The organism is Plesiomonas shigelloides, from assembly GCF_900087055.1.
GTDB lineage: Bacteria > Pseudomonadota > Gammaproteobacteria > Enterobacterales > CAMTGL01 > Plesiomonas > Plesiomonas shigelloides.
Window position 1 is genome coordinate 100,348 of sequence record NZ_LT575468.1, and the last position, 23,376, is coordinate 123,723.

Annotated in this window: 17 protein-coding genes and 1 riboswitch; of the genes, 7 read left to right on the forward strand and 10 right to left on the reverse strand. The window is 51.2% G+C overall.

Annotated elements, in window-relative coordinates:
* Window position 1 precedes the first annotated feature (1 nt).
* Window positions 2–1,549, forward strand: a complete 1,548-nt coding sequence (gene ilvA / locus NCTC9997_RS00460; RefSeq protein WP_064977058.1) for a threonine ammonia-lyase, biosynthetic — start codon at window positions 2–4, stop codon at window positions 1,547–1,549.
* Between the two features lie 128 nt (window positions 1,550–1,677).
* On the opposite strand, the gene ilvY is transcribed toward ilvA, so the two are convergent.
* Entirely contained in the window at window positions 1,678–2,565 is an 888-nt protein-coding gene (gene ilvY, locus NCTC9997_RS00465) for an HTH-type transcriptional activator IlvY (RefSeq protein WP_064977059.1), read from the reverse strand.
* A gap of 301 nt (window positions 2,566–2,866) precedes the next feature.
* Between ilvY and ilvC the strand changes: the two genes are divergently transcribed.
* Both ilvC and ribB read left to right on the forward strand, forming a co-directional pair.
* Window positions 2,867–4,345, forward strand: coding sequence for a ketol-acid reductoisomerase (ilvC, locus tag NCTC9997_RS00470; RefSeq protein ID WP_064977060.1), 1,479 nt, complete (start codon window positions 2,867–2,869; stop codon window positions 4,343–4,345).
* Between the two features lie 236 nt (window positions 4,346–4,581).
* A riboswitch (FMN riboswitch) is annotated at window positions 4,582–4,743 on the forward strand.
* Between the two features lie 249 nt (window positions 4,744–4,992).
* Entirely contained in the window at window positions 4,993–5,643 is a 651-nt protein-coding gene (ribB, locus tag NCTC9997_RS00475; RefSeq protein ID WP_064977061.1) for a 3,4-dihydroxy-2-butanone-4-phosphate synthase, read from the forward strand.
* Between the two features lie 143 nt (window positions 5,644–5,786).
* Here the strand turns inward: ribB and NCTC9997_RS00480 are convergent, their stop codons facing one another.
* The 7 genes from NCTC9997_RS00480 to NCTC9997_RS00510 form a co-directional block, all read right to left on the reverse strand.
* Window positions 5,787–7,118 (reverse strand): HD-GYP domain-containing protein, encoded by a 1,332-nt coding sequence (locus NCTC9997_RS00480; protein WP_156669224.1) that lies wholly within the window; start codon window positions 7,116–7,118, stop codon window positions 5,787–5,789.
* A gap of 81 nt (window positions 7,119–7,199) precedes the next feature.
* A complete protein-coding gene (locus NCTC9997_RS00485; RefSeq protein WP_082935433.1) occupies window positions 7,200–8,729 on the reverse strand; it encodes a HAMP domain-containing protein in 1,530 nt (509 codons plus the stop codon).
* 256 nt (window positions 8,730–8,985) lie between these two features.
* Complete coding sequence (gene zupT, locus NCTC9997_RS00490; RefSeq protein WP_010862906.1) at window positions 8,986–9,789, reverse strand: zinc transporter ZupT; 804 nt, start codon at window positions 9,787–9,789, stop codon at window positions 8,986–8,988.
* Window positions 9,790–10,071: 282 nt separating this feature from the next.
* On the reverse strand, window positions 10,072–10,344 hold the full coding sequence (gene ubiK, locus NCTC9997_RS00495) for a ubiquinone biosynthesis accessory factor UbiK (RefSeq protein WP_010862905.1): 273 nt from the start codon (window positions 10,342–10,344) through the stop codon (window positions 10,072–10,074).
* A gap of 342 nt (window positions 10,345–10,686) precedes the next feature.
* Entirely contained in the window at window positions 10,687–13,809 is a 3,123-nt protein-coding gene (locus NCTC9997_RS00500) for a multidrug efflux RND transporter permease subunit (protein WP_010862904.1), read from the reverse strand.
* 18 nt (window positions 13,810–13,827) lie between these two features.
* On the reverse strand, window positions 13,828–14,934 hold the full coding sequence (locus NCTC9997_RS00505; RefSeq protein WP_010862903.1) for an efflux RND transporter periplasmic adaptor subunit: 1,107 nt from the start codon (window positions 14,932–14,934) through the stop codon (window positions 13,828–13,830).
* A 41-nt stretch (window positions 14,935–14,975) separates the two neighbouring features.
* Entirely contained in the window at window positions 14,976–15,557 is a 582-nt protein-coding gene (locus tag NCTC9997_RS00510) for a TetR/AcrR family transcriptional regulator (RefSeq protein WP_036768696.1), read from the reverse strand.
* A 255-nt stretch (window positions 15,558–15,812) separates the two neighbouring features.
* On the opposite strand from NCTC9997_RS00510, the gene rep reads away from it, so the two are divergent.
* On the forward strand, window positions 15,813–17,843 hold the full coding sequence (rep, locus tag NCTC9997_RS00515; RefSeq protein ID WP_064977062.1) for a DNA helicase Rep: 2,031 nt from the start codon (window positions 15,813–15,815) through the stop codon (window positions 17,841–17,843).
* Window positions 17,844–17,997: 154 nt separating this feature from the next.
* On the opposite strand, the gene rfaH is transcribed toward rep, so the two are convergent.
* Complete coding sequence (gene rfaH / locus NCTC9997_RS00520; protein WP_064977063.1) at window positions 17,998–18,474, reverse strand: transcription/translation regulatory transformer protein RfaH; 477 nt, start codon at window positions 18,472–18,474, stop codon at window positions 17,998–18,000.
* 277 nt (window positions 18,475–18,751) lie between these two features.
* A complete protein-coding gene (locus NCTC9997_RS00525) occupies window positions 18,752–19,192 on the reverse strand; it encodes a c-type cytochrome (RefSeq protein WP_197665230.1) in 441 nt (146 codons plus the stop codon).
* A 529-nt stretch (window positions 19,193–19,721) separates the two neighbouring features.
* Between NCTC9997_RS00525 and NCTC9997_RS00530 the strand changes: the two genes are divergently transcribed.
* The 3 genes from NCTC9997_RS00530 to NCTC9997_RS00540 all read left to right on the forward strand — a co-directional run bounded on the left by NCTC9997_RS00530 (window position 19,722) and on the right by NCTC9997_RS00540 (window position 23,295).
* Window positions 19,722–20,828, forward strand: a complete 1,107-nt coding sequence (locus NCTC9997_RS00530) for an LPS O-antigen chain length determinant protein WzzB (RefSeq protein WP_064977064.1) — start codon at window positions 19,722–19,724, stop codon at window positions 20,826–20,828.
* A 68-nt stretch (window positions 20,829–20,896) separates the two neighbouring features.
* A complete protein-coding gene (gene tviB, locus NCTC9997_RS00535) occupies window positions 20,897–22,177 on the forward strand; it encodes a Vi polysaccharide biosynthesis UDP-N-acetylglucosamine C-6 dehydrogenase TviB (protein ID WP_005138823.1) in 1,281 nt (426 codons plus the stop codon).
* Between the two features lie 92 nt (window positions 22,178–22,269).
* Window positions 22,270–23,295, forward strand: coding sequence for an NAD-dependent epimerase/dehydratase family protein (locus tag NCTC9997_RS00540; protein ID WP_064977065.1), 1,026 nt, complete (start codon window positions 22,270–22,272; stop codon window positions 23,293–23,295).
* Window positions 23,296–23,376 lie beyond the last annotated feature (81 nt).

A 23,376-nucleotide genomic window follows, 5' to 3' on the forward strand; every position in this document is an offset into this window, starting at 1 on the left:
TATGTCGCAAGCGGATTTTCTCAGCGCGCAGCCACAAGCGTTAGAGTACCTACGCGCGGTGGTGCAAGCGCCGGTGTATGAGGTTGCGCAGGTCACCCCGTTACAGACGATGGATAAGCTCTCGGCGCGTCTCGGTAACTGTGTGTTGGTCAAACGCGAAGATCGCCAGCCGGTGCACAGCTTTAAGCTGCGTGGGGCGCACGCCATGATTGCTACGTTGTCGCCGGCACAAAAAGCCGCAGGGGTGGTTGCTGCCTCGGCCGGTAACCATGCTCAAGGCGTAGCGCTGTCGGCCAGTCGCCAAGGCTTGAAAGCCTTGATTGTGATGCCGCGGACTACCCCAGATATCAAGGTGGAGGCAGTGCGCGGCTTTGGTGCTGAGGTATTGCTGCACGGCGATAACTTCGATGAAGCCAAGGCCAAGGCGATAGCCTTAGCGCACGAACAAGGGCTGACCTTTATCCCTCCGTTTGACCATCCGGCGGTGATTGCCGGGCAAGGTACACTGGCGCTGGAATTATTACAGCAAGACGTGCATCTGGATCGGGTGTTTGTGCCGGTCGGCGGTGGTGGTTTGGCGGCGGGTGTGGCGGTGGTGATCAAGCAGTTGATGCCGCAAGTCAAAGTGATCGGCGTTGAATCGGAAGACGCTGCCTGTTTGCAGGCGGCATTAGAAGCCGGTGCGCCGGTGGATCTGGCGCGAGTTGGCATGTTTGCCGATGGCGTGGCGGTGAAGCGTATCGGCGACGAGACCTTCCGCCTGTGTCAGCACTATCTGGATGACGTGGTGACGGTGGATAACGATGCCATCTGTGCGGCGATGAAAGATTTGTTTGACGATGTGCGTGCGGTTTCTGAGCCTTCTGGCGCCTTATCGCTGGCTGGGCTGAAAAAATATGTCCAGCTACACGGCATCCAAGGTGAGCGGTTGGCGCATGTGTTGTCTGGTGCCAACCTCAATTTCCATGGTCTGCGTTATGTTTCCGAGCGCTGTGAGCTGGGCGAGCAACGCGAAGCCTTGCTGGCGGTGACTATTCCTGAGCGCAAAGGCAGCTTCCTGCAATTTTGTCAGTTGCTGGGCGGGCGTTCGGTCACCGAGTTTAACTACCGCTATGCCGATCCGGACAACGCCAGCATTTTGGTTGGGGTACGCTTAACCCGCGGTATCAGTGAGCGGCAAGAGATTGTCAGCGAGCTGCGTGCGGGGGGTTATGACACCCTTGATTTATCCGATGACGAGTTGGCTAAACTGCACGTGCGTTACATGGTGGGCGGCCGTCCGGCGCAGGCCTTGAGTGAGCGGCTGTACAGCGTGGAGTTTCCCGAGTGTCCGGGGGCGTTACTGCGCTTTTTGCAGATGCTGGGTACGCGCTGGAATATCACCTTATTCCACTACCGTAACCACGGCGCCGATTACGGTCGGGTACTGGCCGCCTTTGCCTTGCCACCAGATGAGCAGTCAGCCTTTGACCGTCATCTGCAAGAGCTGGGTTATGTGGCCCATGATGAGACCGATAACCCCGCGTTTCGTTATTTTCTGGCTCGTTAACGGCGTTATTGCCCACTTAACCACCAAGATTGCCACTCAGAGCCATCCCTGTTAGGGATGGCTTGTATTTTTGCTGTGGTGCGGTTGGGGTTTTCTTATGAGCAGTGCTACGCGAGGAGGATAGGGGGTTATGGCGCGCTGACCGTATTCCAAAACGCGGCTAATAGCGGCTCATGTAAGCGTTTTTTCTGCGCGCAGACCCCCAGATCAAACGGCACAAAATCCAGCGATTCCCCTTCCAATTTGGCCACTCGATCGCGCACCGGGCTGTTTTCTACCACCACGGTGGGAATGGCGGCCACCCCGCAACCGAGCGCCACCATTGACACTATGGCTTCATGGCCGGCGACGGTCGCATATATGTGCGGATGTGTGACATGTCGGAGGCGCAGCCACTGCTCGATACGCCGCCGCGCTGGGCCGTGCTCCGGCAAGATAAACGGCACCTGTGCCCACGGCACCGGTTGTTGTAAGACTTGTTGGCGTACCTGACAGGCTATGGTGGGGATCACCAGCGCCAGCGGAATTTCGCCCAGTGAGACAAACGCCGCCGAGGCCGGTAGCGGCTCGGGACGGGCGGCGATCGCCAAATCTGCCGCATCTTGCAACACGCGCCCCACCGCATCGGCCGCATCGCCGGTGCTGAGTTTGATCTCCACTTTCGGGTAACGCAGGCGAAAACGGTCCAAAATGGCCGGCAAGTGGCTGTAGGCGGCGGTCACCGAGCAGAACAGACGCAGCTCCCCTTGCAGATCATCGGCTTGTGGGCGCAGCTGATGTTGTAGCTGCTGCCAATTGAGCAAGGTTTGCTCGGCAAAGTGGCGCAGCTGACGACCGGCATCGGTTAGGGTGACGCTACGGTTATCGCGCACAAACAACGGTTGCCCCGCTTCCTCTTCTAGGCGCTGAATTTGGCGCGATAAGGTGGAAGGGCTGACATGGCAAGCTTGGGCGCTGCGGCCAAAATGGCAGCTGTCGGCCAGATGCAAAAACAGTTTCAAATCACGCAGATCCATCTGCCACTCTCCATGGGGTTAGTGTTGCTGGCCGTGCGAGGAGATACGAGTATTGGCCGCATCACGTACGTTGCAAATAATGCAATACCATATTCGGAATATATCAATTTAAGCAACGACAATCTTCGCCTAGTATCAGATTAACGCCACCGATTGCTTACGCGCGGTTTACATCGTTAACCCTGCGGCAACAGCCATCGGCGCCGGTCACAGTGGCCGGAGAATGGAATTGATGCTTACCCGAAAGCCTTAGCGCGGCGCTGCTTGCAGTGCCACGGACCTGAATCACGGAGAGTTTGTCATGGCTAACTATTTTAATACCTTGAATTTACGCCAGCAGCTGGCGCAACTGGGCAAATGTCGCTTTATGGCGCGCGATGAGTTTGCGGCCGGCGCCGAGTACCTGAAAGGCAAAAAAGTGGTGATTGTTGGCTGTGGCGCTCAAGGTCTGAATCAGGGCCTCAACATGCGTGATTCGGGTTTAGAGGTGGCGTATGCGCTGCGTGATGAAGCGATTGCGGAGCGCCGTGCGTCGTGGAAAAAAGCCACCGACAACGGTTTTGTGGTCGGCACCTATGCAGAGCTGATCCCGCAAGCCGATCTGGTGGTGAACCTGACCCCAGACAAGCAGCACTCCGCAGTGGTGCAAGCGGTTATGCCACTGATGAAGCAAGGCGCGGCCTTAGGTTACTCGCACGGTTTTAACATCGTGGAAGTAGGCGAGCAGATCCGTAAAGACATCACCGTGGTGATGGTGGCGCCGAAGTGCCCGGGTACTGAAGTGCGCGAAGAGTACAAACGCGGTTTTGGTGTGCCGACCCTGATTGCGGTGCACCCAGAAAACGATCCACAGCGCGAAGGCTTGGCGATTGCCAAAGCGTGGGCGGTGGCGACCGGTGGCGATCGCGCCGGGGTGCTGGAGTCCTCTTTTGTCGCCGAAGTGAAGTCGGATTTGATGGGTGAGCAGACCATTTTGTGCGGCATGCTGCAGGCCGGTTCGTTATTGTGCTATGACCAGCTGGTGGCGGAAGGTACCGATCCGGCTTATGCCGGTAAGTTGGTCCAGTTCGGTTGGGAAACCATTACCGAAGCGCTCAAGCAAGGCGGCATCACCTTGATGCTGGATCGTCTGTCGAATCCAGCCAAACTGCGCGCCTTCGCGCTGTCTGAGCAGATTAAGCAGATTTTGCGTCCGCTGTTTGAAAAACACATGGATGACATCATCAGTGGTGAGTTCTCTGCTGGCATGATGGCCGATTGGGCTGAAGATGATGTCAAACTGCTGACCTGGCGTGCCGAAACCGGTGACAGTGCGTTTGAAAATGCGCCGGTCTATAGCGGTAAGATTGAAGAGCAAACCTACTTTGACCAAGGCACCGTGATGGTGGCGATGGTTAAAGCCGGGGTGGAATTGGCGTTTGAGACCATGGTGGCGTCCGGTATTTATCCAGAGTCGGCATACTATGAATCACTGCACGAGTTGCCGCTGATTGCCAACACTATTGCTCGTAAGCGTCTGTATGAGATGAATGTGGTGATCTCCGATACCGCAGAATACGGAAACTATCTGTTTGCCAATGCCGCAGTGCCATTGCTGCGCGATCAGCTGATGCCAACTTTGCAGCAAGGCGATCTGGGTCAGCCAGTGCCTGCCGCTGGGGTGGATAACGCCGCGCTGCGCGCGGTCAATGAAGCGATCCGCAACCACCCGATTGAGGTGATTGGCCAGACTCTGCGCGGTTATATGACCGACATGAAGAAAATCAGCGTGGCCGGTTAAGTGGCGCCCTACACCATAACGTTTTCCGCTAAATCACATTAAGTAAACTGTTGCCCGGCTTTGGCCGGGCTTTTTTACACCCGTTCTACTTGCCGCTTACCTGCAATGCCACGTGGCTTTGGTTTGTGCCGCTGATGAGGTGTGTTACGGATTGCGGCCCCTTTTTTTCGTGATCGAACCCGCTTCTTGCGGTCAAGTGATTGCCGCCGCGCAGGCTTGGCGTTATGCTCGGGAGGTTAAATTCTCAGGGCGGGGTGTAAGTCCCCACCGGCGGTATCTGTCTTATGCCAGCGGCATAACGGCAGCAGCCCGCGAGCGCCTGCCACACCTTGGCAGGGTCAGCAGATCCGGTGAGAAGCCGGGGCCGACGGTTATAGTCCGGATAGAAGAGAGTGACGACACGCAACTACACTGCCAATGGCAGCTGGTTGTTATTGTCTGGTGATCGGCCAATCGGCTGCGCTTACTGGTCTGTATTTGGCTTTTGCTGTCAAATCGTGATGGCGAGAGGTGAAATACCGTGGTGAGCGGGCGGTAGATCGCGGGCGCCGTTTGGCGGTGCGCGCAGGGTCGATAACCTGTAACTCCCTCTTGTTGTGCCCTGATTCTGGTAATCCATAGTATTTGCATGAAGGACGTTTTTTACCATGAATCAGTCACTGCTTAGTGCTTTTGGCTCCCCGATTGACCGCGTTGAACAAGGTTTAGCGGCACTGCGTGCTGGCCGCGGTGTATTGGTGCTGGATGATGAAGATCGCGAGAACGAAGGCGATCTGATTTTTGCCGCCGAAACCATTACGCCAGAGCAAATGGCGCTCACGATTCGTCATGGCAGCGGCATTGTGTGCCTGTGTATCACCGAAGCGCGTCGTCGTCAGCTGGAGCTGCCGATGATGGTGGAAGTGAACTCCAGCCAGAATCAAACCGCCTTTACCGTGACCATTGAAGCGGCGCACGGTGTCACCACCGGCGTTTCAGCGCAAGATCGCGTGACCACAATTCGCGCGGCGATTGCCGATGATGCGCGTCCGTCCGATATTCATCGCCCAGGACACGTGTTTCCACTGCGCGCCCAAGATGGCGGCGTGTTGGCGCGTCGCGGTCATACCGAAGCGACCATCGATCTGATGCGTCTGGCGGGCTTTAAACCGTACGGCGTCTTGTGTGAGCTGACCAACGATGATGGCAGCATGGCGCGCACGCCTGAGGTCATTGAATTTGCCCGCCAGCATCAGATGCCGGTTCTGACCATCGAAGATCTGGTGGCTTACCGCGAAGCGTATCCATTTGCGGAGTAATGCTTGGGGTTTGGGCTTAACTGTTTGAGCCATCGCCTGCGCGGACAATCGCTTCGCGTTTACCCCAGTATAAGTACGCAGCCTAGATAAAGGCCGGCATGTTGCCGGCCTTGTGCTGTTTGGTTCACCGGAGTCAGATGCGATTAGGCCGCATCATTGGCAGTCGGCATAAAGCGCTGGATATCCACCTCATCAATTTGTTCTGGACGCATGTAACGGCGTGCGTACTCGTACCAAATCCCGCTACTGAGGAACAGGGCAAACAGCTGCGGATCCAGATGCTGACCTTGCACCATATTAGCCATAATACCGAGTGATTCACTCAAGGTTTTCCCTTTCTTATACGGTCTATCGACCGCGGTTAAGGCTTCAAACACATCGGCAATCGCCATCATGCGCGCGGTCAGGCTCATTTGCTCGCCGGTCAGGCGGCACGGATAGCCTTTACCATCCATGCGCTCATGGTGTCCGCCGGCAATTTCCGGTACATGCGACATGTTGCGCGGGAAAGGCAGGGTTTTTAGCATCACGATGGTTTGCACGATGTGCTCGTTGATCTTGTAGCGCTCCTCATCGGTCAGCGTGCCACGGCGAACACTCAGGTTATACAGCTCGCCACGGTTATACAGGTAATGCGGCGCCTGCATATTAAAGCCATAGCCTTGTGGTAGCTGATCGCGCGCTTCGCGTGGGAACAGGTGATCATCGCGGTCGGCCAGCAATGGCTCCCAAACCGGCAGTGTTGGCGCTGGGGTGCGTTTTTTGCGTTGCAACTCTTCGTGGGATACGCCAATTCGGTCATCCAGTGTGCGCAGCCAGCGCCGTTCGGCAATCTGTTGTAGGCGCTGTAAATGCTCATCCGACATAAACTCACCACCGATATTGCAGGTAGCGATAAAGCGAAAATCTTCATCCAATTGCACGATGGCGGTTTGGTACTGCTGCTCGACGGATGATGGGTCGATGCCCTGTAATTGCTGCTCCAATGCGTGGATTTTGGCATCACGCTTCAGTACTTCAATGCGCATTCGGATCTCGTGCAGCCGATCGTAGATGGTCTCCAGCTTCGTGGCTTTATCCACCACAAACTCCGGTGTGGTGACTTTGCCGCAGTCATGCAGCCAACTGGCGATGTGCAGCTCTTCACGCTCATCGGCACTTAAGCTGAACTCGGCAAACGGACCGGTTTTGGCCTCGACCGCCGCTTCGGCCAACATTTCGGTCAGCACAGGAACACGCTGGCAGTGGCCGCCTGTGTAGGCACTCTTGGCATCAATGGCTCCGGCCATCAGCTGGATAAACGCATCCAACAGGTTTTTTTGCTCTTGTAACAGACGCTGGGTTTCCACTGTCACCGACAGGTTACCGGCTAAGGCTTCCACCAGTTTGAGTTTAGCCGGTTCGATATGCTGATCGGCACTGAACGGGTTGACCAGTACCAGCAAGCCAATCAGTTGATCATTGCGATTGCGCATCGCGACCAGCACTGACTCCAACGGCCCAAGGGCTTTACTGAGCGCCAGCAGCTCCGGCGTGCTATCGGCTGAAATCTGATGCTAGTGCAGCATTGCGCCTTGTAAGGCTTGTTGCAGCAAGGCGCTAGTGGTGTGGTTCAGGTGAATCGGCGGCAAGGCGCTGGCATCTAGCCGCTCTTCGCGCCATTGCCACAGGGCGGGGGTCAGGGTGGTGCAATCACGGTCGGGCAGGTAAATCACCCCGCCGGCCATGCCGACCAGCCGGGTGGTTTCTTGCATTAAGCCAGCCAGCAAGGTAGTGAAGTCGCGCTCGGCGGCCAACGAGTTACCAATACGCAAGAATTGTTGGATGGTACTACGCATCTTGTTCATGGTTTGTGCCAGCTCATCGATTTCCAGCACGATGGAGTTAACCGGCTTTTGGCTATCGAAGCTAAAGCGGCGAATTTGCTCGGCATTTTGTCGTAGCTGATTCAGTGGCTTGGCAATGCGGTAGGCAATCCACCAGGTGATTGGCAGCGAGGCCAGCAGAACCAGGCAGGCAATCAGCGTGGATTGATTACGGGTATCGATGGCGTTTTCTAGCATTACGTCAGCAGGGGTAGCAATGGCTAGACGAAATACGCCATGAGCATTATGGATAGGGAGTACCGAACCAAACCAAGGCTGCTGGTGATAAGTAAAAAGCAGATGTTGTTCTTGTTCACGTGGAGCATTTTGCGTGGCGCTGAGTAATTCAGACAACGGTGGATTGGGGAAGGTCTCGACTGACGCCATGCTGATCTGGCGCTCCGCATTCATGCGGATCACTTCCCGTGGGTCAAGGCTGGCGATGATAGTGTCTTGCGGGCTAATCAGCGCCATTTTACTGCCCGCTGGCAGCTTTTGGGCGCGCAATAAATCACTGAAGGTGCGCAGTGAAATATCAATGCCAATCACCGCGTGCTGATTTTTGGCTCGCCGGCTGAGGGTGGTACCGATTTCCCGTGATGAGGCAAACACATACATCGGCGACATAATTTGCTGATCCGTATTCACGCTGGCTTGATACCAACCTCGCTCACGCGGATCGTACAGGTACTCGGGTTTGTCGTCGTTACGCAGCAGATTGAGCTGGTCATCAAAATAGAGAAAATTACGCCGGACTTGGCTCGGATTTTGTTCATTGTGATCGATGCTTTGCACCAGCCAATCAGCATTGTGCGGAGCTTGCCAGTTGGTGCGATTAAGTGAGGTTAGGCGGCGCATCAGCAGCATATCGCCATCGGCATAACCGGCGTATACCGAGTTGGCGTAGGGGCTACTGCGTAAAATTTCGCGCAGGCGTGGCAGCGAGTCAAAGCGCTGCTCTAGCGTCTGGTAGGTGGTGATCGGCATGGTGGTCAGCAGGTTGACCGCTATCCCCATGGTTTGGGTCGCGAGATCTAACTCAGATGCGGCATTGTTGCCGATATAGTTATATTGGGCGCGTGCATTATCAATATTCAATTGATTGGCGCGGTAATAATTGAAGCCGATTAATACCGCACCGACGAGGCACATCAGCAGACTGAACAGGGTGGCAATTTGAATTTGTAGCGGGAAGCGTCGGTTACGCCAAAAGGAGGTCATAGTAATCCGCCCTGAAATAATACATCTGGAGATGAAAATGGCTGGCTATTGCGCTGTTCTGCCGCTCTCTGTGTCGACCTTATTAAAAGAAATGTAGTCATAAATAGCCACTTATGCCGTTTCTTTTTTGTTCGGTACTGTGAGCTGTACGAGATGTTATCTGATCGCTGACGGTTGCTGTTGCACGCTATCCTAACGGCATAAATTGGTTGCCGTTAGGAATGAGAATGGACTTCTTTGACGTTATACATATTTGTTACAGCAGTGCCAAACTAAATCCCATCACCGCCATACCACACAGAACGCCGTGGCTCGGGTTGGCTTCTGGCGCCAGATCTTTGGCCAGTGGCATCAACTCATCCACCGATAACGCCACCATGATCCCGGCTACTGCCGCCATAATCAGCGCCATCAACACTGGCGAAATGATCGGGCCCAGTACTAAGGCGGCCAGCAAGCCACCGGCAATTTCAGCAATCCCGGATAAGCCCGCCCAGAAAATTGCTTGGCGTTTAGAGCCGGTTGCGGCGTAGACCGGTGCGGCCACCGCTAGACCTTCTGGAATATTGTGAATCGCCACGGCCAGCGCGATCCCTAATCCTAGCTCCAAGTTACTGCTGGCGGTGATGTAGGTGGCAATGCCTTCTGGGAAGTTGTGCAAGCTAATGCCGAGCGTCAGCAGCATGGCGGTACGGCGCAGTTTTTTATCGGACATCACGCCTTGCTTGGCCGATGACAGCATCAGGTCATGGGCATGGTCGTGTGGCAACATACGGTCTAAGGCAAAGTAACCGAGCAGACCGGCAATAAAGGCCGCGTAACCGGCCAGCGCCGACACGCCAGGCGTGGTTAGCGCCGCGGGCAGCATTTCCATCAGCGCAATCAGCAGCATGATCCCTGCGGCAAAACCCAAGGCAAAGCTTAATACGCGGTTAGAGGGTTTGCGACCAATCACCCCAGCTAGCGCACCGACAAACGTCGCGCCACCGGCCAGCAGTGTCAGTACCAAAGGGACTGTCTGGACGGAGGTAAACAGAGCGGGGAGAGTCAGTGTAGTCATCGGCGCGCCTCATGCTGCAATTGATACTTATTATCATTTATTGCAGTGTAGCGGGATTACTGTTGAAAAGACAACCGGTGTGAAGAATAAAACTGATAGTTAAAACCGATTAATCGGGGGAATGGCAAGGCAATAGCACCTCGATGAGAGGACGCTGGATAGCAGCCTACGGCAAATCGAGCTGATTTACCGTATGGCTGCGCGCGATGACAGCGGCACTGTAACCGTAACGCAGAGCCACGCAGTGCGTGGGTGCTACGTTAGGGCCGTGTTAGGGCAGTGTTAGTCGCGTGGCTCGGCTGGGGTCTCGCCGGCTTGACGCGCTTCTAGCTCAGTCAGACGGGCTTCCAGCTGCATCAGCTTTTCGCGGGTGCGCAGCAACACTTGGGTCTGCACATCAAATTCTTCGCGGTTAACCACATCCAGCTTGGCCAGTTGGGCTTGCAGAATTTGGCGGATCTTTTTCTCGGCTTCCTCGCCGAAATCGCGGATCCCCTTGGGCATAGATTCATGCACCTGACGGGCAATCTGCTCGATTTTTTTCGGATCAATCATCGTCATTCCTCCTGAGATAGACTTCTATTGTACGGTAACTGAGGCGCGATAGGTAATGACTGCGCACCATGGCAGTGATGATTCGCACGCTTTCGCCGGTTGCTTTGCGCAATCGCGCAAGATGGGGATTGAGTGTCGCGGCGGTGGGTATAGAAGGATAGGTCTGCGGGAAAGAAGCGAAAAAACGACGGCCGAAAAAAAAGCCATCTTCTTATGAAGATGGCTTTAACGCATGACTCACAGGCTGCGCTGTCAGACCGTGCATCTCTGATGCGTCGCAAGAAGCGATGAGTCAATCATCGACAACGCCCGTGGCCGCCAGCATAGACGGCCTGTGGGTGATTATTCCTGCGTACGGTTTTCACGGTGGGCGGCACGCGCCTCATCCACACGCTGTAGCTTTTCCAGATCTTTATCTTCCACGAACACCGGCAGCGGTTTGTGCTGGCTCGCCAGGAAGGTGTAGATCACTGGCAGAACGAACAGGGTGAACAGGGTACCGATCGCCAGACCGGCGACGATTACGATCGCCATACTGAAACGCGCCGCGGCGCCAGGACCGGCCGCATACAGCAGAGGGATCAGACCGGCAATCATCGCCGCAGTGGTCATCAGGATTGGACGCATCCGCACTTCGGCGGCCGCCATCACCGCATCCATCCGGTTGCGGCCATGCATCAACTGCTCTTCTTTGGCCACTTCACAGATCAGAATACCGTGCTTGGTAATCAGACCGATCAAGGTGATAAGGCCAACCTGCGAGTAGATGTTCATGGTGGCAAAGCCCCATGCCAAGGCGACCAAGGCACCACACACCGCCAACGGTACGGAAACCAGAATGACCAGAGGGTCACGCACGGATTCAAACTGGATGGACAGTACCAAGAAGATCACCGCCAGTGCCAGACCAAAGGTGCCCATCAGTGCATTACCTTCGGTAACGAACTGGCGTGATTCACCCATAAAGTTATAGCTATAACCTTGTGGCATGCTTTCGCTGGCTTGTGCTTCGATCCAGTTTACGGCGTCACCCATGGTCACACCCGGAGCTAGAACTGCACTCAAAGTGGCGGAGTTCATCTGGTTAAAGTGTGGCAGTGATGGTGGCGCTGAGGTCACGGTGATTTTCACCAAGTTGCTCAGTGGTACCGACTCACCGTCAGAGGCTTTCACATACAGCTGGTTCAGCAGATCCGGGTTCAGACGGTACTTACGCTCCATCTGTGGGATCACCTGATACGAACGGCCATACAGGTCGATACGGTTGATATAACCACCGGCCAACATGGTGGACAGGGCATTACCGATATCCTGCATGGTCACGCCATAGGCACCGGCTTTATCCTTATCGATCTTGATGTTCAGGTTGGCGGAGTTGTAGTTCAGATCCATAGAGGAATACACGAACATACCGTTATGCTGAATTTTGCCCAGCATATCCGACGCAATCTGGAACAGGCTTTCGAAGCTGTTCGGTGTGGTGATCACGAACTGGAATGGCAGACCGCTGGATGCCCCCGGCAGGGATGGCATCTGGAACGCGGTAATCGACATTGCCGGTACGTCTTTCACCAACTTGGTCACCCGGTTAGCAATTTCTTGCTGGCTGGCCGAGCGATCACTCCATGGCACCAAGGTCGCCAGACCCAGCGCTTGGTTGCTGGTTGGGATCCCGGAGAACAGCTGTGAGTATTGCACCTCAGGCTGCTCCGACAGGATTTTGTTTACCGGCGCCATGCTTTGCTGGATGAAGTCCAGGTTGGCATTCGATGGCGCGGTACCCATCAGCATCACGACGCCGTTATCTTCGTTCGGTGCCAGTTCACTTGGGATGAACTTAAACAGCACCGGCAGCGAGATAAACACCAATACGGCAAACGCAATCACCACACTGCGGTGCTGCATGATAGCGCGCAGCGCATTCATGTAGCGGGCGGTCAGGTTTTCCAGCAGATGGTGAACGGTTTCCTCGAATTTGCTTGGCTTGTCATTGGCTTTCAGTACGTGCGCACACATCATCGGCGACAAGGTCAACGCAACGATACCCGACACAAATACTGCACCAGCCAATGTCAGGGCAAACTCTTTAAACAGAGAGCCGGTCAAACCACCCATCAGGGCAATTGGCGCATACACCGCACCCAGCGTCAGGGTCATCGAGATAACCGGCACCGCAATCTCACGGGTACCGATGATGGCGGCGCGGAACGGGGATTCGCCTTCCTTAATATGCCGGTCGACGTTTTCCAAGACCACGATGGCGTCATCCACCACCAGACCGATTGCCAGTACCATCGCCAGCAGCGTCATCAGGTTCAAGGTAAACCCGAACAGCTGCATCATCATGGCCACACCAATCAGTGACAGCGGGATGGTGACCACTGGGATCAGTACCGCACGCAGCGAGCCCAAGAACAAGGTGATCACCACCAGTACGATCACACCGGCTTCCACGATGGTTTTCACCACTTCGTGGATAGAGTCGTTAATCGCAATGGTGGAGTCGTACATGACGCGCATCTTGATGGTGCTCGGCATGTTACGTTCCATGTCCGGCAGCAGCTTCAGCACATCTTGCGCTACGGTGATCGGGTTGGCCGATGGTGCACCGTTAATCGCCAGTACTACCGCTTCTTTACCGTTGGCACTCGCACGGTACAAGTCAGAGCTCTTATCCATGGTGACTTTCGCAATGTCCGACAGACGAATGACTTGTCCATCGTTGTTGCTGATCACCAGGTTTTGCATCGACTTAACGTCATTGACCTGCGTATCGGCGTTGCCGTTGTAATACACGAAGTAACCGTTGGACTGACCGGCGGCAGACTGGTAGTTGTTCGCCGACAGAACGCGGGCTAAATCACTACCGGTAATACCGAAGGCCGCCATCTTGGCTGGGTTTGGCCAGACACGCATGGCGTAATCCGAGCCCCCGTACAGGTCAACCTTGGCTACCCCGTTAACGGTGAACAGCATAGGTTTTACCACGCGGTTCAGGTAGTCGGTGATCTGACTGGAGTTGATGGCATCACTGGTAAAGCCGATATACAAAATACCGGTACTGGAGCCGGTGGAACTGGTAATGGTCGGATCCTGCGCCTCTTTTGGCATCTGGGATCGTACCGAGTTCACCTTAGCCAGAATATCGGCCATTGCCGCATCCGGATTGGTATTCAGCTTCATGTAAACGGTAATCACCGATGACCCCATCAAACTGCTGGAGGTCATGAAATCGATGTTATCCGCTTGCGCAATCGCCTGTTCCAACGGGGTGGTGATAAAACCTTGGATCAGGTCAGAACTGGCCCCGAAGTAGCTGGTGCTGACCGTGATCACGGTATTCGTCATTTCCGGATACTGACGCACCTGCATTTTAATGAGAGCTTGCAGGCCGAGCAGGGCGATCAGAAAACTGATCGACGCTGCCAGTACCGGCCTGCGGATAAATATGTCGGTAAAACGCATGCTTCCTTTTCTCCCGGATTAGAGCATCGGCGGCTGCGCTGGAACAACCAGCGGATCATCGTTCACAACATGCACTTTGCTGTCGTTACTCAGACGAACCTGACCAGTGGTCACCAGACGTTCACCGGCTTGCAACCCGTCCAGAATATGGACGCTATCGCCGCGACGATCGCCCGCCTTCACTGTCAGCTGTGCGGCACGCAGTACGCCATCCTTTTCCTTCAGCACGTATACGGTTTCCCCGTATAGCGTGAAAGCAACCGCGGTCTGTGGGATCACGATCTGATCTTTTAGCGTTGGCAGAATGATTTTGGCTTGGGCAAACATACCGGAGCGCAGACGACCGTCGTTGTTCGGAATGTCAGCTTGCACTTCAATCAGACCACTTTGTGCGGTCACTGCCGGTTCAATGGCGGTGATTTGGCCGCTAAATGGCACTTTTGGATAGGCGTCCACGTAGATATCGATCGGCTGACCGGTATGGATACGGGAAATTTCGGTCTGCGGTACGGTGAAACGCAGTTTCATCACCGACACATCTTCCAGACGCACAATGTTGGTGCCTGGTTGCAGATATTGACCGAGGTTAACGTTACGGATCCCGACGATACCGCTGAACGGCGCGCGGATTTTGTAGTGAGCGATGGTCGCTTTCAGGCTGTCAATTTGAGCCAGCAGAGACTCATAGTTCGCTTTGGCCTCATCCAAGTTGGACTTCGACACGAACTTGGTCTTGGACAGCTCTAAATAACGCTGGTAAGTCGCACGTACCGCAGGCAGCTTAGCTTGTGACGCCTGCAGGTTAGCCACTTCCACGCTGTCATCCAGCTGCACCAGAACCTGACCGGCTTGCACCTTATCACCGGACTGGAAGTTAATCTGCTTGATCAGACCGGCCGTCTGAGTGGAGACGTTCACCCCTTGATTCGGATCGATAAAACCGATCGCTTCAATGGTTGGGGTCCAGTCGGTCGCTTTGACGTCAACCGCAGTTACCGGATAATCCGGCTCCGGACGATTGGCCAAAGCATTGGCAATCATGTGTTGTTTGAATATGTTAAAGCCAATGACGCTGCCCAGCAGCACGATCACCAGCAGTAACATCCCTGCGACCCATTTTTTCATCTTTTTTGATGCTCCGTATTAAAATACCGCTCAAGTTTGTTTTATTCGTTATCCGCTGCCGTCTGGCAGATAGACCGCCAGCTGGCCTGAATCGTGCGCTCTAGCATCGCATCATCCAGCTCGATGCCTGTCGCGTGTAACCGCTTGAAGAGGGAATAGGCCGTTTCCAGGCTTAAGGTCGACAGCACTTGCCTCGGTAAATCGAGAATTTGCTGGCTGGCTATCCCCTCTTCCAATAAGGCAAACCAGACCGCGTAGCGTTGCAGCTGCTCTTCCCACGCCGGTTGAGAAAAACCGGGTACGTTATCATACTGCTGCTGATTGTTGATTTGGTCCGGATATTGGTTACAAAAATTCCAGATATTTAACCATAACTGCCGATAACGGGCGAACAGTGAGCCACTGGTCGCCACATTGGCGCAGATCTTTTCGGCAATCCGATCCCGGATGGTGTTGCACAGTTGCACCAGCAAGTCTTCTTTGTCTTTAAAGTGACAATAAATGGTGCCGGTGGCTATCCCCGCTTCACGGGCTACTTTGTGCATCGACAACCCTTGAAATCCATGGGTTGCCAGTACCACCTCGGTGGCTTGCAAAATCTGTTGTCGAGTATCCAGCATCATCCGCCAGCGTTATGATTTGTTACAGTTAAGGGAATCACTGAATGATCGTTCAGTGGCGATATTGTAAGCGTAATTTTGCGACCTGCCAAACAAAACTGCATGCTCTGATATTGCAATTTGTGCGATTGCTGCGTGTTGAGTACAGTTGTAAGTTATCGCCTTTCATCCCCATCAGTGTGGTTTTTTGTTAGAATCGCCGACCGACTAAGAATAAGTTGGACTATGTTTGCAACAGTTACGCGGAGAGCCGGAAAAATGCGTTTAAATCCCCGTCAGCAGGAAGCAGTTGAATTTGTCAGCGGACCCTGTCTGGTGCTGGCTGGCGCCGGCTCGGGAAAAACCCGCGTAATTACTAACAAAATTGCCCACCTGATCCGCGGCTGCGGTTATCAGGCGCGCCACATTGTGGCGGTGACCTTTACCAACAAGGCCGCGCGCGAGATGAAAGAGCGGGTAACGCAGACGCTCGGTCGCGGTGAAACCAAAGGCTTGTTGGTGTCCACCTTCCACTCTCTGGGCTTGGAAATATTAAAGCGCGAATACAAGGCGCTGGGGCTGAAAGCCGGTTTTTCGCTGTTTGATGATCAAGACCAAATGGCGTTGCTCAAAGAGCTGACCGAAGACAGCCTCAAAGGCGATAAAGACCTCCTTAGCCAGTTGGTGCAAAAAATCTCCGGCTGGAAAAATGACATGATCTTGCCCGAGCAGGCTAAAGTGCGCGCCAAAGGTGAGCTCGATATTCTGTTTGCCCTGTGTTATGAGCAGTATGCGCGCCAACTACGTGCCTGCAATGTGCTGGATTTTGACGATCTGATTTTGCTGCCAACCTTATTATTGCGTACCCAAGAAGAGGTGCGAGAGCGTTGGCAAAATCGGATTCGCTATTTATTGGTGGATGAGTATCAAGATACCAACACCAGCCAGTACGAGCTGGTGAAATTGCTGGTCGGCGCGCGCGCCCGTTTCACCGTGGTAGGGGATGATGATCAGTCGATTTACTCATGGCGCGGCGCGCGTCCGCAGAATTTAACCTTACTGCGCCAAGATTTTCCGGCGTTGAAAGTGATCAAACTGGAGCAGAACTACCGCTCCTCGCAGCGCATATTAAAATCGGCCAACATCCTGATTGCCAACAACCCACATGAATTTGAAAAGCAGCTGTTCTCCGAGCTCGGTCCCGGTGAGATGCTGCGTGTGCTGCAGGCTAACAATGAAGAGCATGAGGCAGAGCGGGTGGTGGGTGAGATTATCGCGCACCGTTTCTTGAACAAGACCCAATATAAAGATTACGCCATTTTGTACCGCGGTAATCACCAGTCGCGCACGCTGGAAAAGATGCTGATGCAAAACCGCATTCCGTACAAGATCTCGGGTGGCACTTCCTTCTTTGCTCGCGCCGAAATCAAAGACATCATGGCCTACTTGCGCCTGCTGATTAATCCTGATGATGACACCGCGTTCCTGCGCGTAGTGAATACCCCACGGCGTGAAATCGGTCCGGTGACCTTGGAAAAGCTCGGGACGTGGGCGCACAGTCGTGGCAATAGCCTGTTTGCCGCCAGCTTTGATTTGGGATTGGAGCAGCACTTGCATGGGCGTGGGCTGGAGGCTCTGCGGCAGTTTACGCGTTGGATCATCGAGATTGCCGATCGCGCCCAGCGTGGCGATCCGGTCGCCGCGCTGCGTGATTTGGTGCATGGCATCCATTATGAAAGCTGGCTCTACGAGACCTCCGCCAGCCCGAAAGCGGCCGAGATGCGCATGCGCAACGTTTCGACCCTGTTTGGCTGGGTGACCGAGATGCTGGAAGGGAAAGACGGCGAGGAGCCCATGACCATCAATCAGGTGGTGCAGCGCCTAACCTTGCGCGACATGTTGGAGCGCGGTGAAGATGACGCCGAAGCTGATCAAGTGCAGTTAATGACGCTGCACGCCTCGAAAGGACTGGAGTTTCCGCATGTCTTCTTAATTGGGATGGAGGAGGGGATCTTGCCACACCAGACCAGTTTGGATGAAGACAATGTGGAAGAAGAACGCCGTTTGGCGTATGTCGGGATCACTCGCGCCCAGAAGACCTTGACCTTTACCCTATGTAAAGAACGCCGCCAGTACGGTGAGTTGCTGCGCCCAGAGCCGAGTCGCTTCTTGCACGAACTGCCGCAAGATGACGTAGAGTGGGAAGTGCGCAAAGCGCCAGTCAGCGCTGAACAGCGCCAGCAGCGTGGCCGCCAAGGGGTAGCCGGATTACGCGAGATGTTGGCGCAGGCAAAAAAACGGCCCGAGTGATCTTACTGGCCATGCGCTTAGTGTTTACGCATATAAGCGTCTACTCATGTAAGTGACTACAGAGATAAGTGCCTAATTATTTAGGCGCTTATAAATGCGGAAGACGCTCGCAACGGGCGTGCGCACGATGACATTGGAATGCCGGAACGCTGGATTATTCCACTCGATGACGGGAAGCCAACAGACGATGATCTTGCAGTAATTGCAAAAAGCGTAGCGCACGAACTTCCCCACTGCTTTCTTGCTCGATATCCGCCAAGGCCTGTTGTAAGGCGGTACACATCGGCTGACTACAGACTTTGCCCTCTTCCGGTAGTGCAACCAGCGGATTGTAACGTCGCGCTAAATCGATCAGCACCTCATCCGGTACTCTCGCCAACGTTTCGCCAAAACGCACCAAACGCGCCACGCCGCGCGTAGCTTGCACTCGCGTGACACTCAGCTGATCGGGATTAAAGTGCACAAACAGGTAATTGGCAAACAGTGCTTCGGCCTCTTCCTGCCATTGACCGCGACGCTGTTTTTTTACCGTCAGCATCGGACAAAAATAGCGGATATTTTGCAACTCCAGATGCTGTGCCGCCCGACTTTGCTGTCCGCGTTTACAATAAAGAAGATACCAGGCGTCCATAGATAGTTTTGTGATGAAAATAATTAATGAAGTATGCCACAGAGTGGGTAGCCGGTCAGTCTTTGGGTGTGATGTAACAGTCAGTTTAATTAATGAGAGGGCAGCACAAAGTACCGTTCGCGCAAAATACCGCCGGTAAATCGTCAGTTAGAGCTAGAGTCATTTAGCGCAAACAATCATGAAGAGACATATAAAGGAGGCACCGAGGCCTCCTTTTATCTATTTGCCTATTTGCGCGGTATTTTTCTTTATATGCTGATTAGCAGTATCGCGTAGCTTATAACCCGCTCGTCATGTATTCGATCGCAGCTTTGATTTCATCATCACTACAATCGGTACAGGTTCCGCGTGCCGGCATCTGATTTAAACCGGCGATGGCATGTTTTTGCAGGGTATCGATACCTTGCTTCAGACGTGGCGCCCACTGCGCAGCATCACGAAATTTTGGTGCGCCTAAGGCTCCGCTGCCATGACAGGCGATACAGGCGCCGTTATACACCTGCTCACCGGTACGCGGCCCGCTCGGTTTAGCGGTAGCCGCAGCATCAGCTAGATACACCCCGCCGACCGGTTTGATGCGTTCGCTAATTGCATCATCTGACATATCGGCTGCGGCAACCCAGCAGGATACGCCCAGCAGCAGGAAGGTCAGCAGAGTTAACGCCGCCTGGCGAGGCTTAGCGCAGATAGACTTGGCACGCACGAAGACAGTGTTCACAGATTTTCTCCCTAAATAACCAGCGGCTTCCTTTTATCCTGCGTTCATTCTTAATCGGTCTGAGCAGGGCTGTGAACCGCAGCGGTTGAATATTGACCACTCGGTTGTGTTGCCAGATTATAAGGTAATCGTAAATAAATTGAAGCAATTGCGCGCGATTCTTTTTTGCAAGGCCGCTAGCGTGCGACAGCTTGTACAGCTCCGCCTCACAGAATTTACAAACATACTGTTGTCTTTTTGACGGCGGATTTGGCCTTCCACAGGCATTGCTTTATAATCTGCACTCCAAATTCTGCGGGCTATCCGCCGGTTTGCAACAGGGAAGTGGGAGGTGGTATATGCCTCTTCACATGGAGTGTTCTCGATCATGTCCTCTAATCCCAGATATCACTTGTTGTATCGCAGTTGGCGATATCCTGTTTCTGCGCAGCGCTTTGGGAGCTGAAACTCAAGGGCGGTAGCGTACTTTTTTGTCAGGCTTATTCTTCATTTTTATTTTTAACCCATTGATAAATAATGGATTGATTTCATGTCAAAAGCATCTGAACCACAACAGACCCCTTATCTGATCCCGCAAGGGGTCTATCCAACTTATATGCCAAAAGCAGAGGATGAAATCGATCTTTTCGAGCTTTTAGGCACCTTGTGGAAGAAAAAATGGGTTATTTTATGTGTCACGTTGCTGACTACGGGGTTAGCAGCAGTGTATGCCTTTACCGCAAAAGAGCAGTGGACGGCTAAAACCTATATTCAAGCACCACGTATTGCTGAATTAGGCAGCTATCTTAAATTTCGCCAAGCGTATGCCCGAATATTAAATCAACCGTTAGATACGAATGCGTTGGCTAATGGGTTGTTTTCCGATTTGATTTTGATTGCTGAATCGCCAGACACCAAAGTTAAATTTCTAGAGAGTACTGAGTATTATAAAAAGGAAACAAATAATTTATCTACTGAACAAGATAAGAAAATTTGGTTAGCTGAGCAAGCGAATAAAGGTCTTGTGATTACGCCACCAAAGGAAAAGGGAAATACAAGTTACTACATAATACAAGCATCGGCAGACTCAGCGCAAGAGGCATATAAACTACTGCAGGGATATCTAAATAATGTTAATAATCAAGCTGTAACATTAAGTCTTGATGAGTTTGGTCAAAATGTTAATACTCTTTTGGTTAATCTAAATAAAGAAATTATTGACATAGATTTCCAGAGAAAATCAGAAAAGCTTGATCAAATAGCTCATATTCAGCGAGATTTAACAACTGCGGAACAAGCCGGAATCATTGATTATCGCTCTAGCAAAGGCGGCTTCGATAATGCGCAAAGTAGCTATAAGTTCTTGCTCGGCGAAAAACTGTTATCAGCAGAGCTAAAAGCAACTAAAGATGCGCCAATTATTTACCCATTTAGATATTACGAAGTGAAACGTCAAATTGATGAGTTAGAAGGAATGTTACGCGATAACATTCAGGCGCAAGCATATCGATATCAAATGAAGCCATCTGAGCCAGTTATAAAAGACAAACCCAACAAAGCATTAATTTTGATTCTTGGTGCATTACTAGGGGCAATGTTTGCTATAGTTGGTACATTAGTTTATGCGACATTAAAAGATAAAACCAAGTTAGATTAAACTGGGTTACGTATTGTTGTGTCAATGCGAAATAGATGTTCTATGTGCACTTTATAATGGATAAGAAAATGAAATTCGATACTTTGAATGCGAAAATTGGGATTATAGGCCTTGGTTATGTTGGATTGCCTCTTGCTGTTGAGTTTGGAAAGAAAGTAACGACGATTGGATTTGATATTAATAAGTCTCGTATTGATGAATTGCGAAATGGTCACGATAGTACATTAGAGTGCTCAAATTTAGAGTTGTTAGAAGCAACTAAATTGACGTACGCCTGTTCATTAGATGCACTAAAAGAGTGTAATGTATTTATTGTAACTGTTCCAACTCCAATTGATAAACATAAACAGCCAGATCTAACACCTCTAATTAAAGCATCTGAAACATTGGGTAAGATAATAAAGAAAGGCGATGTTATTATTTATGAGTCAACAGTTTACCCTGGAGCGACAGAAGAAGATTGTATACCAGTTGTAGAGAAAGTATCAGGTCTTAAGTTTAATATTGATTTTTTTGCCGGTTATTCACCTGAGCGTATTAATCCTGGGGATAAAGAGCATCGTGTAACTAATATCCTTAAGGTGACCAGTGGATCTACACCGGATGTTGCTGAGTATGTAGATCAGCTATATAAATTAATAATTACTGTCGGTACGCATAAAGCATCATCGATAAAAGTAGCAGAGGCTGCAAAAGTAATTGAAAACACGCAGCGAGATGTCAATATTGCATTGATTAATGAGTTATCTATTATATTTAATAAGTTAGGGATTGATACCTTAGAGGTTCTTGAGGCTGCAGGTACGAAGTGGAATTTTTTACCTTTTAGGCCCGGTTTAGTAGGTGGCCACTGTATAGGTGTAGATCCTTATTATCTTACACATAAAGCGCAAAGTGTCGGCTATCATCCAGAGATGATTTTAGCCGGACGTCGTTTAAATGATAGTATGGGGCAGTATGTCGTTTCCCAGTTAGTCAAAAAAATGTTGAAACAACGGATTCAAGTTGAAGGGGCGAATGTGTTAGTGATGGGGCTTACATTTAAAGAGAATTGCCCAGATCTACGAAACACTAAAGTGATTGATATTATTTCAGAGTTAAAAGAATACAATATCAATATAGATATTATAGATCCATGGTGTTCTACCGATGAGGCACAACATGAATATGGATTAACTTTATGTGAAGATCCTAAAGTTAATCATTATGATGCAATAATTATCGCTGTTGCACACAATGAGTTTCGCGAGATGGGAGAGAGCGCTATTCGTGCATTAGGTAAAGACGAGCACGTTTTGTTCGATTTAAAATATGTGCTTGATAAAAAAAGTATCGATATGCGCTTGTAAGAGTGATTAAAAAAATCAAATCCTCTTTGATATGATACACCTCAGCATTTTATGCTAGGTTTAGCACTTGATTAATATACATGGATATTTATATGTCTCGCTATGAAGAGATTACACAGCAGTTAATTTTTTCACCGAAAACTTGGTTAATTACTGGTGTCGCTGGCTTTATAGGATCAAATCTTTTAGAAAAGTTACTTAAATTAAACCAGGTTGTTATTGGGTTAGATAACTTTTCCACGGGACATCAATATAATCTTGATGAAGTTAAAACATTAGTTTCCACTGAACAGTGGAGTCGATTTTGCTTTATAGAAGGTGATATTCGAGATCTCACTACCTGTGAGCAAGTTATGAAAGGTGTTGATCATGTCTTACATCAGGCTGCGCTAGGTTCTGTACCTCGTTCAATTGTTGATCCTATAACAACCAATGCAACTAATATTACTGGATTTTTGAATATCTTACATGCGGCTAAAAATGCACAAGTACAAAGTTTTACTTATGCTGCATCAAGCTCAACTTATGGAGATCATCCCGCACTACCAAAAGTAGAGGAAAACATTGGTAATCCACTTTCTCCTTATGCAGTTACTAAATATGTTAACGAGATTTATGCTCAGGTATATGCTCGAACATATGGTTTTAAAACTATTGGATTACGTTATTTTAATGTATTTGGTCGTCGTCAAGATCCTAATGGAGCTTATGCTGCAGTAATTCCAAAATGGACAGCAGCAATGCTTAAAGGTGATGACGTATATATTAATGGCGATGGTGAAACGAGTCGTGATTTTTGTTATATAGATAATGTTATACAAATGAATATATTATCTGCATTAGCGAAGGACAGTGCTAAAGATAATATATATAATGTTGCAGTTGGTGATAGAACAACATTAAATGAATTATCTGGTTACATTTATGATGAGCTTAATTTAATTCACCATATCGATAAATTGAGCATTAAGTATAGAGAGTTTAGATCTGGAGATGTTAGGCATTCTCAGGCTGATGTTACTAAGGCTATAGATTTACTACAGTATAGACCAAATATAAAAATCAGAGAGGGATTACGACTTTCAATGCCGTGGTATGTGAGATTTTTAAAAGGCTAAATTATATTAACATGAATAAATAATCTATTTCACCTCTGTTATTAATGCAGGGGTGAAAATCTATGTGTTTATTCTAAATGG

Bases quoted from the DNA above. Each gene is read 5' to 3' on its own strand.
- ilvA (WP_064977058.1), top strand. From the start codon at position 2: ATGTCGCAAGCGGATTTTCTCAGCGCGCAGCCACAAGCGTTAGAGTAC.
- ilvY (WP_064977059.1), bottom strand. From the start codon at position 2,565: ATGGATCTGCGTGATTTGAAACTGTTTTTGCATCTGGCCGACAGCTGC.
- ilvC (WP_064977060.1), top strand. From the start codon at position 2,867: ATGGCTAACTATTTTAATACCTTGAATTTACGCCAGCAGCTGGCGCAA.
- ribB (WP_064977061.1), top strand. From the start codon at position 4,993: ATGAATCAGTCACTGCTTAGTGCTTTTGGCTCCCCGATTGACCGCGTT.
- NCTC9997_RS00480 (WP_156669224.1), bottom strand. From the start codon at position 7,118: ATGCGCAATCGCAATGATCAACTGATTGGCTTGCTGGTACTGGTCAAC.
- NCTC9997_RS00485 (WP_082935433.1), bottom strand. From the start codon at position 8,729: ATGACCTCCTTTTGGCGTAACCGACGCTTCCCGCTACAAATTCAAATT.
- zupT (WP_010862906.1), bottom strand. From the start codon at position 9,789: ATGACTACACTGACTCTCCCCGCTCTGTTTACCTCCGTCCAGACAGTC.
- ubiK (WP_010862905.1), bottom strand. From the start codon at position 10,344: ATGATTGATCCGAAAAAAATCGAGCAGATTGCCCGTCAGGTGCATGAA.
- NCTC9997_RS00500 (WP_010862904.1), bottom strand. From the start codon at position 13,809: ATGCGTTTTACCGACATATTTATCCGCAGGCCGGTACTGGCAGCGTCG.
- NCTC9997_RS00505 (WP_010862903.1), bottom strand. From the start codon at position 14,934: ATGAAAAAATGGGTCGCAGGGATGTTACTGCTGGTGATCGTGCTGCTG.
- NCTC9997_RS00510 (WP_036768696.1), bottom strand. From the start codon at position 15,557: ATGATGCTGGATACTCGACAACAGATTTTGCAAGCCACCGAGGTGGTA.
- rep (WP_064977062.1), top strand. From the start codon at position 15,813: ATGCGTTTAAATCCCCGTCAGCAGGAAGCAGTTGAATTTGTCAGCGGA.
- rfaH (WP_064977063.1), bottom strand. From the start codon at position 18,474: ATGGACGCCTGGTATCTTCTTTATTGTAAACGCGGACAGCAAAGTCGG.
- NCTC9997_RS00530 (WP_064977064.1), top strand. From the start codon at position 19,722: ATGTCAAAAGCATCTGAACCACAACAGACCCCTTATCTGATCCCGCAA.
- tviB (WP_005138823.1), top strand. From the start codon at position 20,897: ATGAAATTCGATACTTTGAATGCGAAAATTGGGATTATAGGCCTTGGT.
- NCTC9997_RS00540 (WP_064977065.1), top strand. From the start codon at position 22,270: ATGTCTCGCTATGAAGAGATTACACAGCAGTTAATTTTTTCACCGAAA.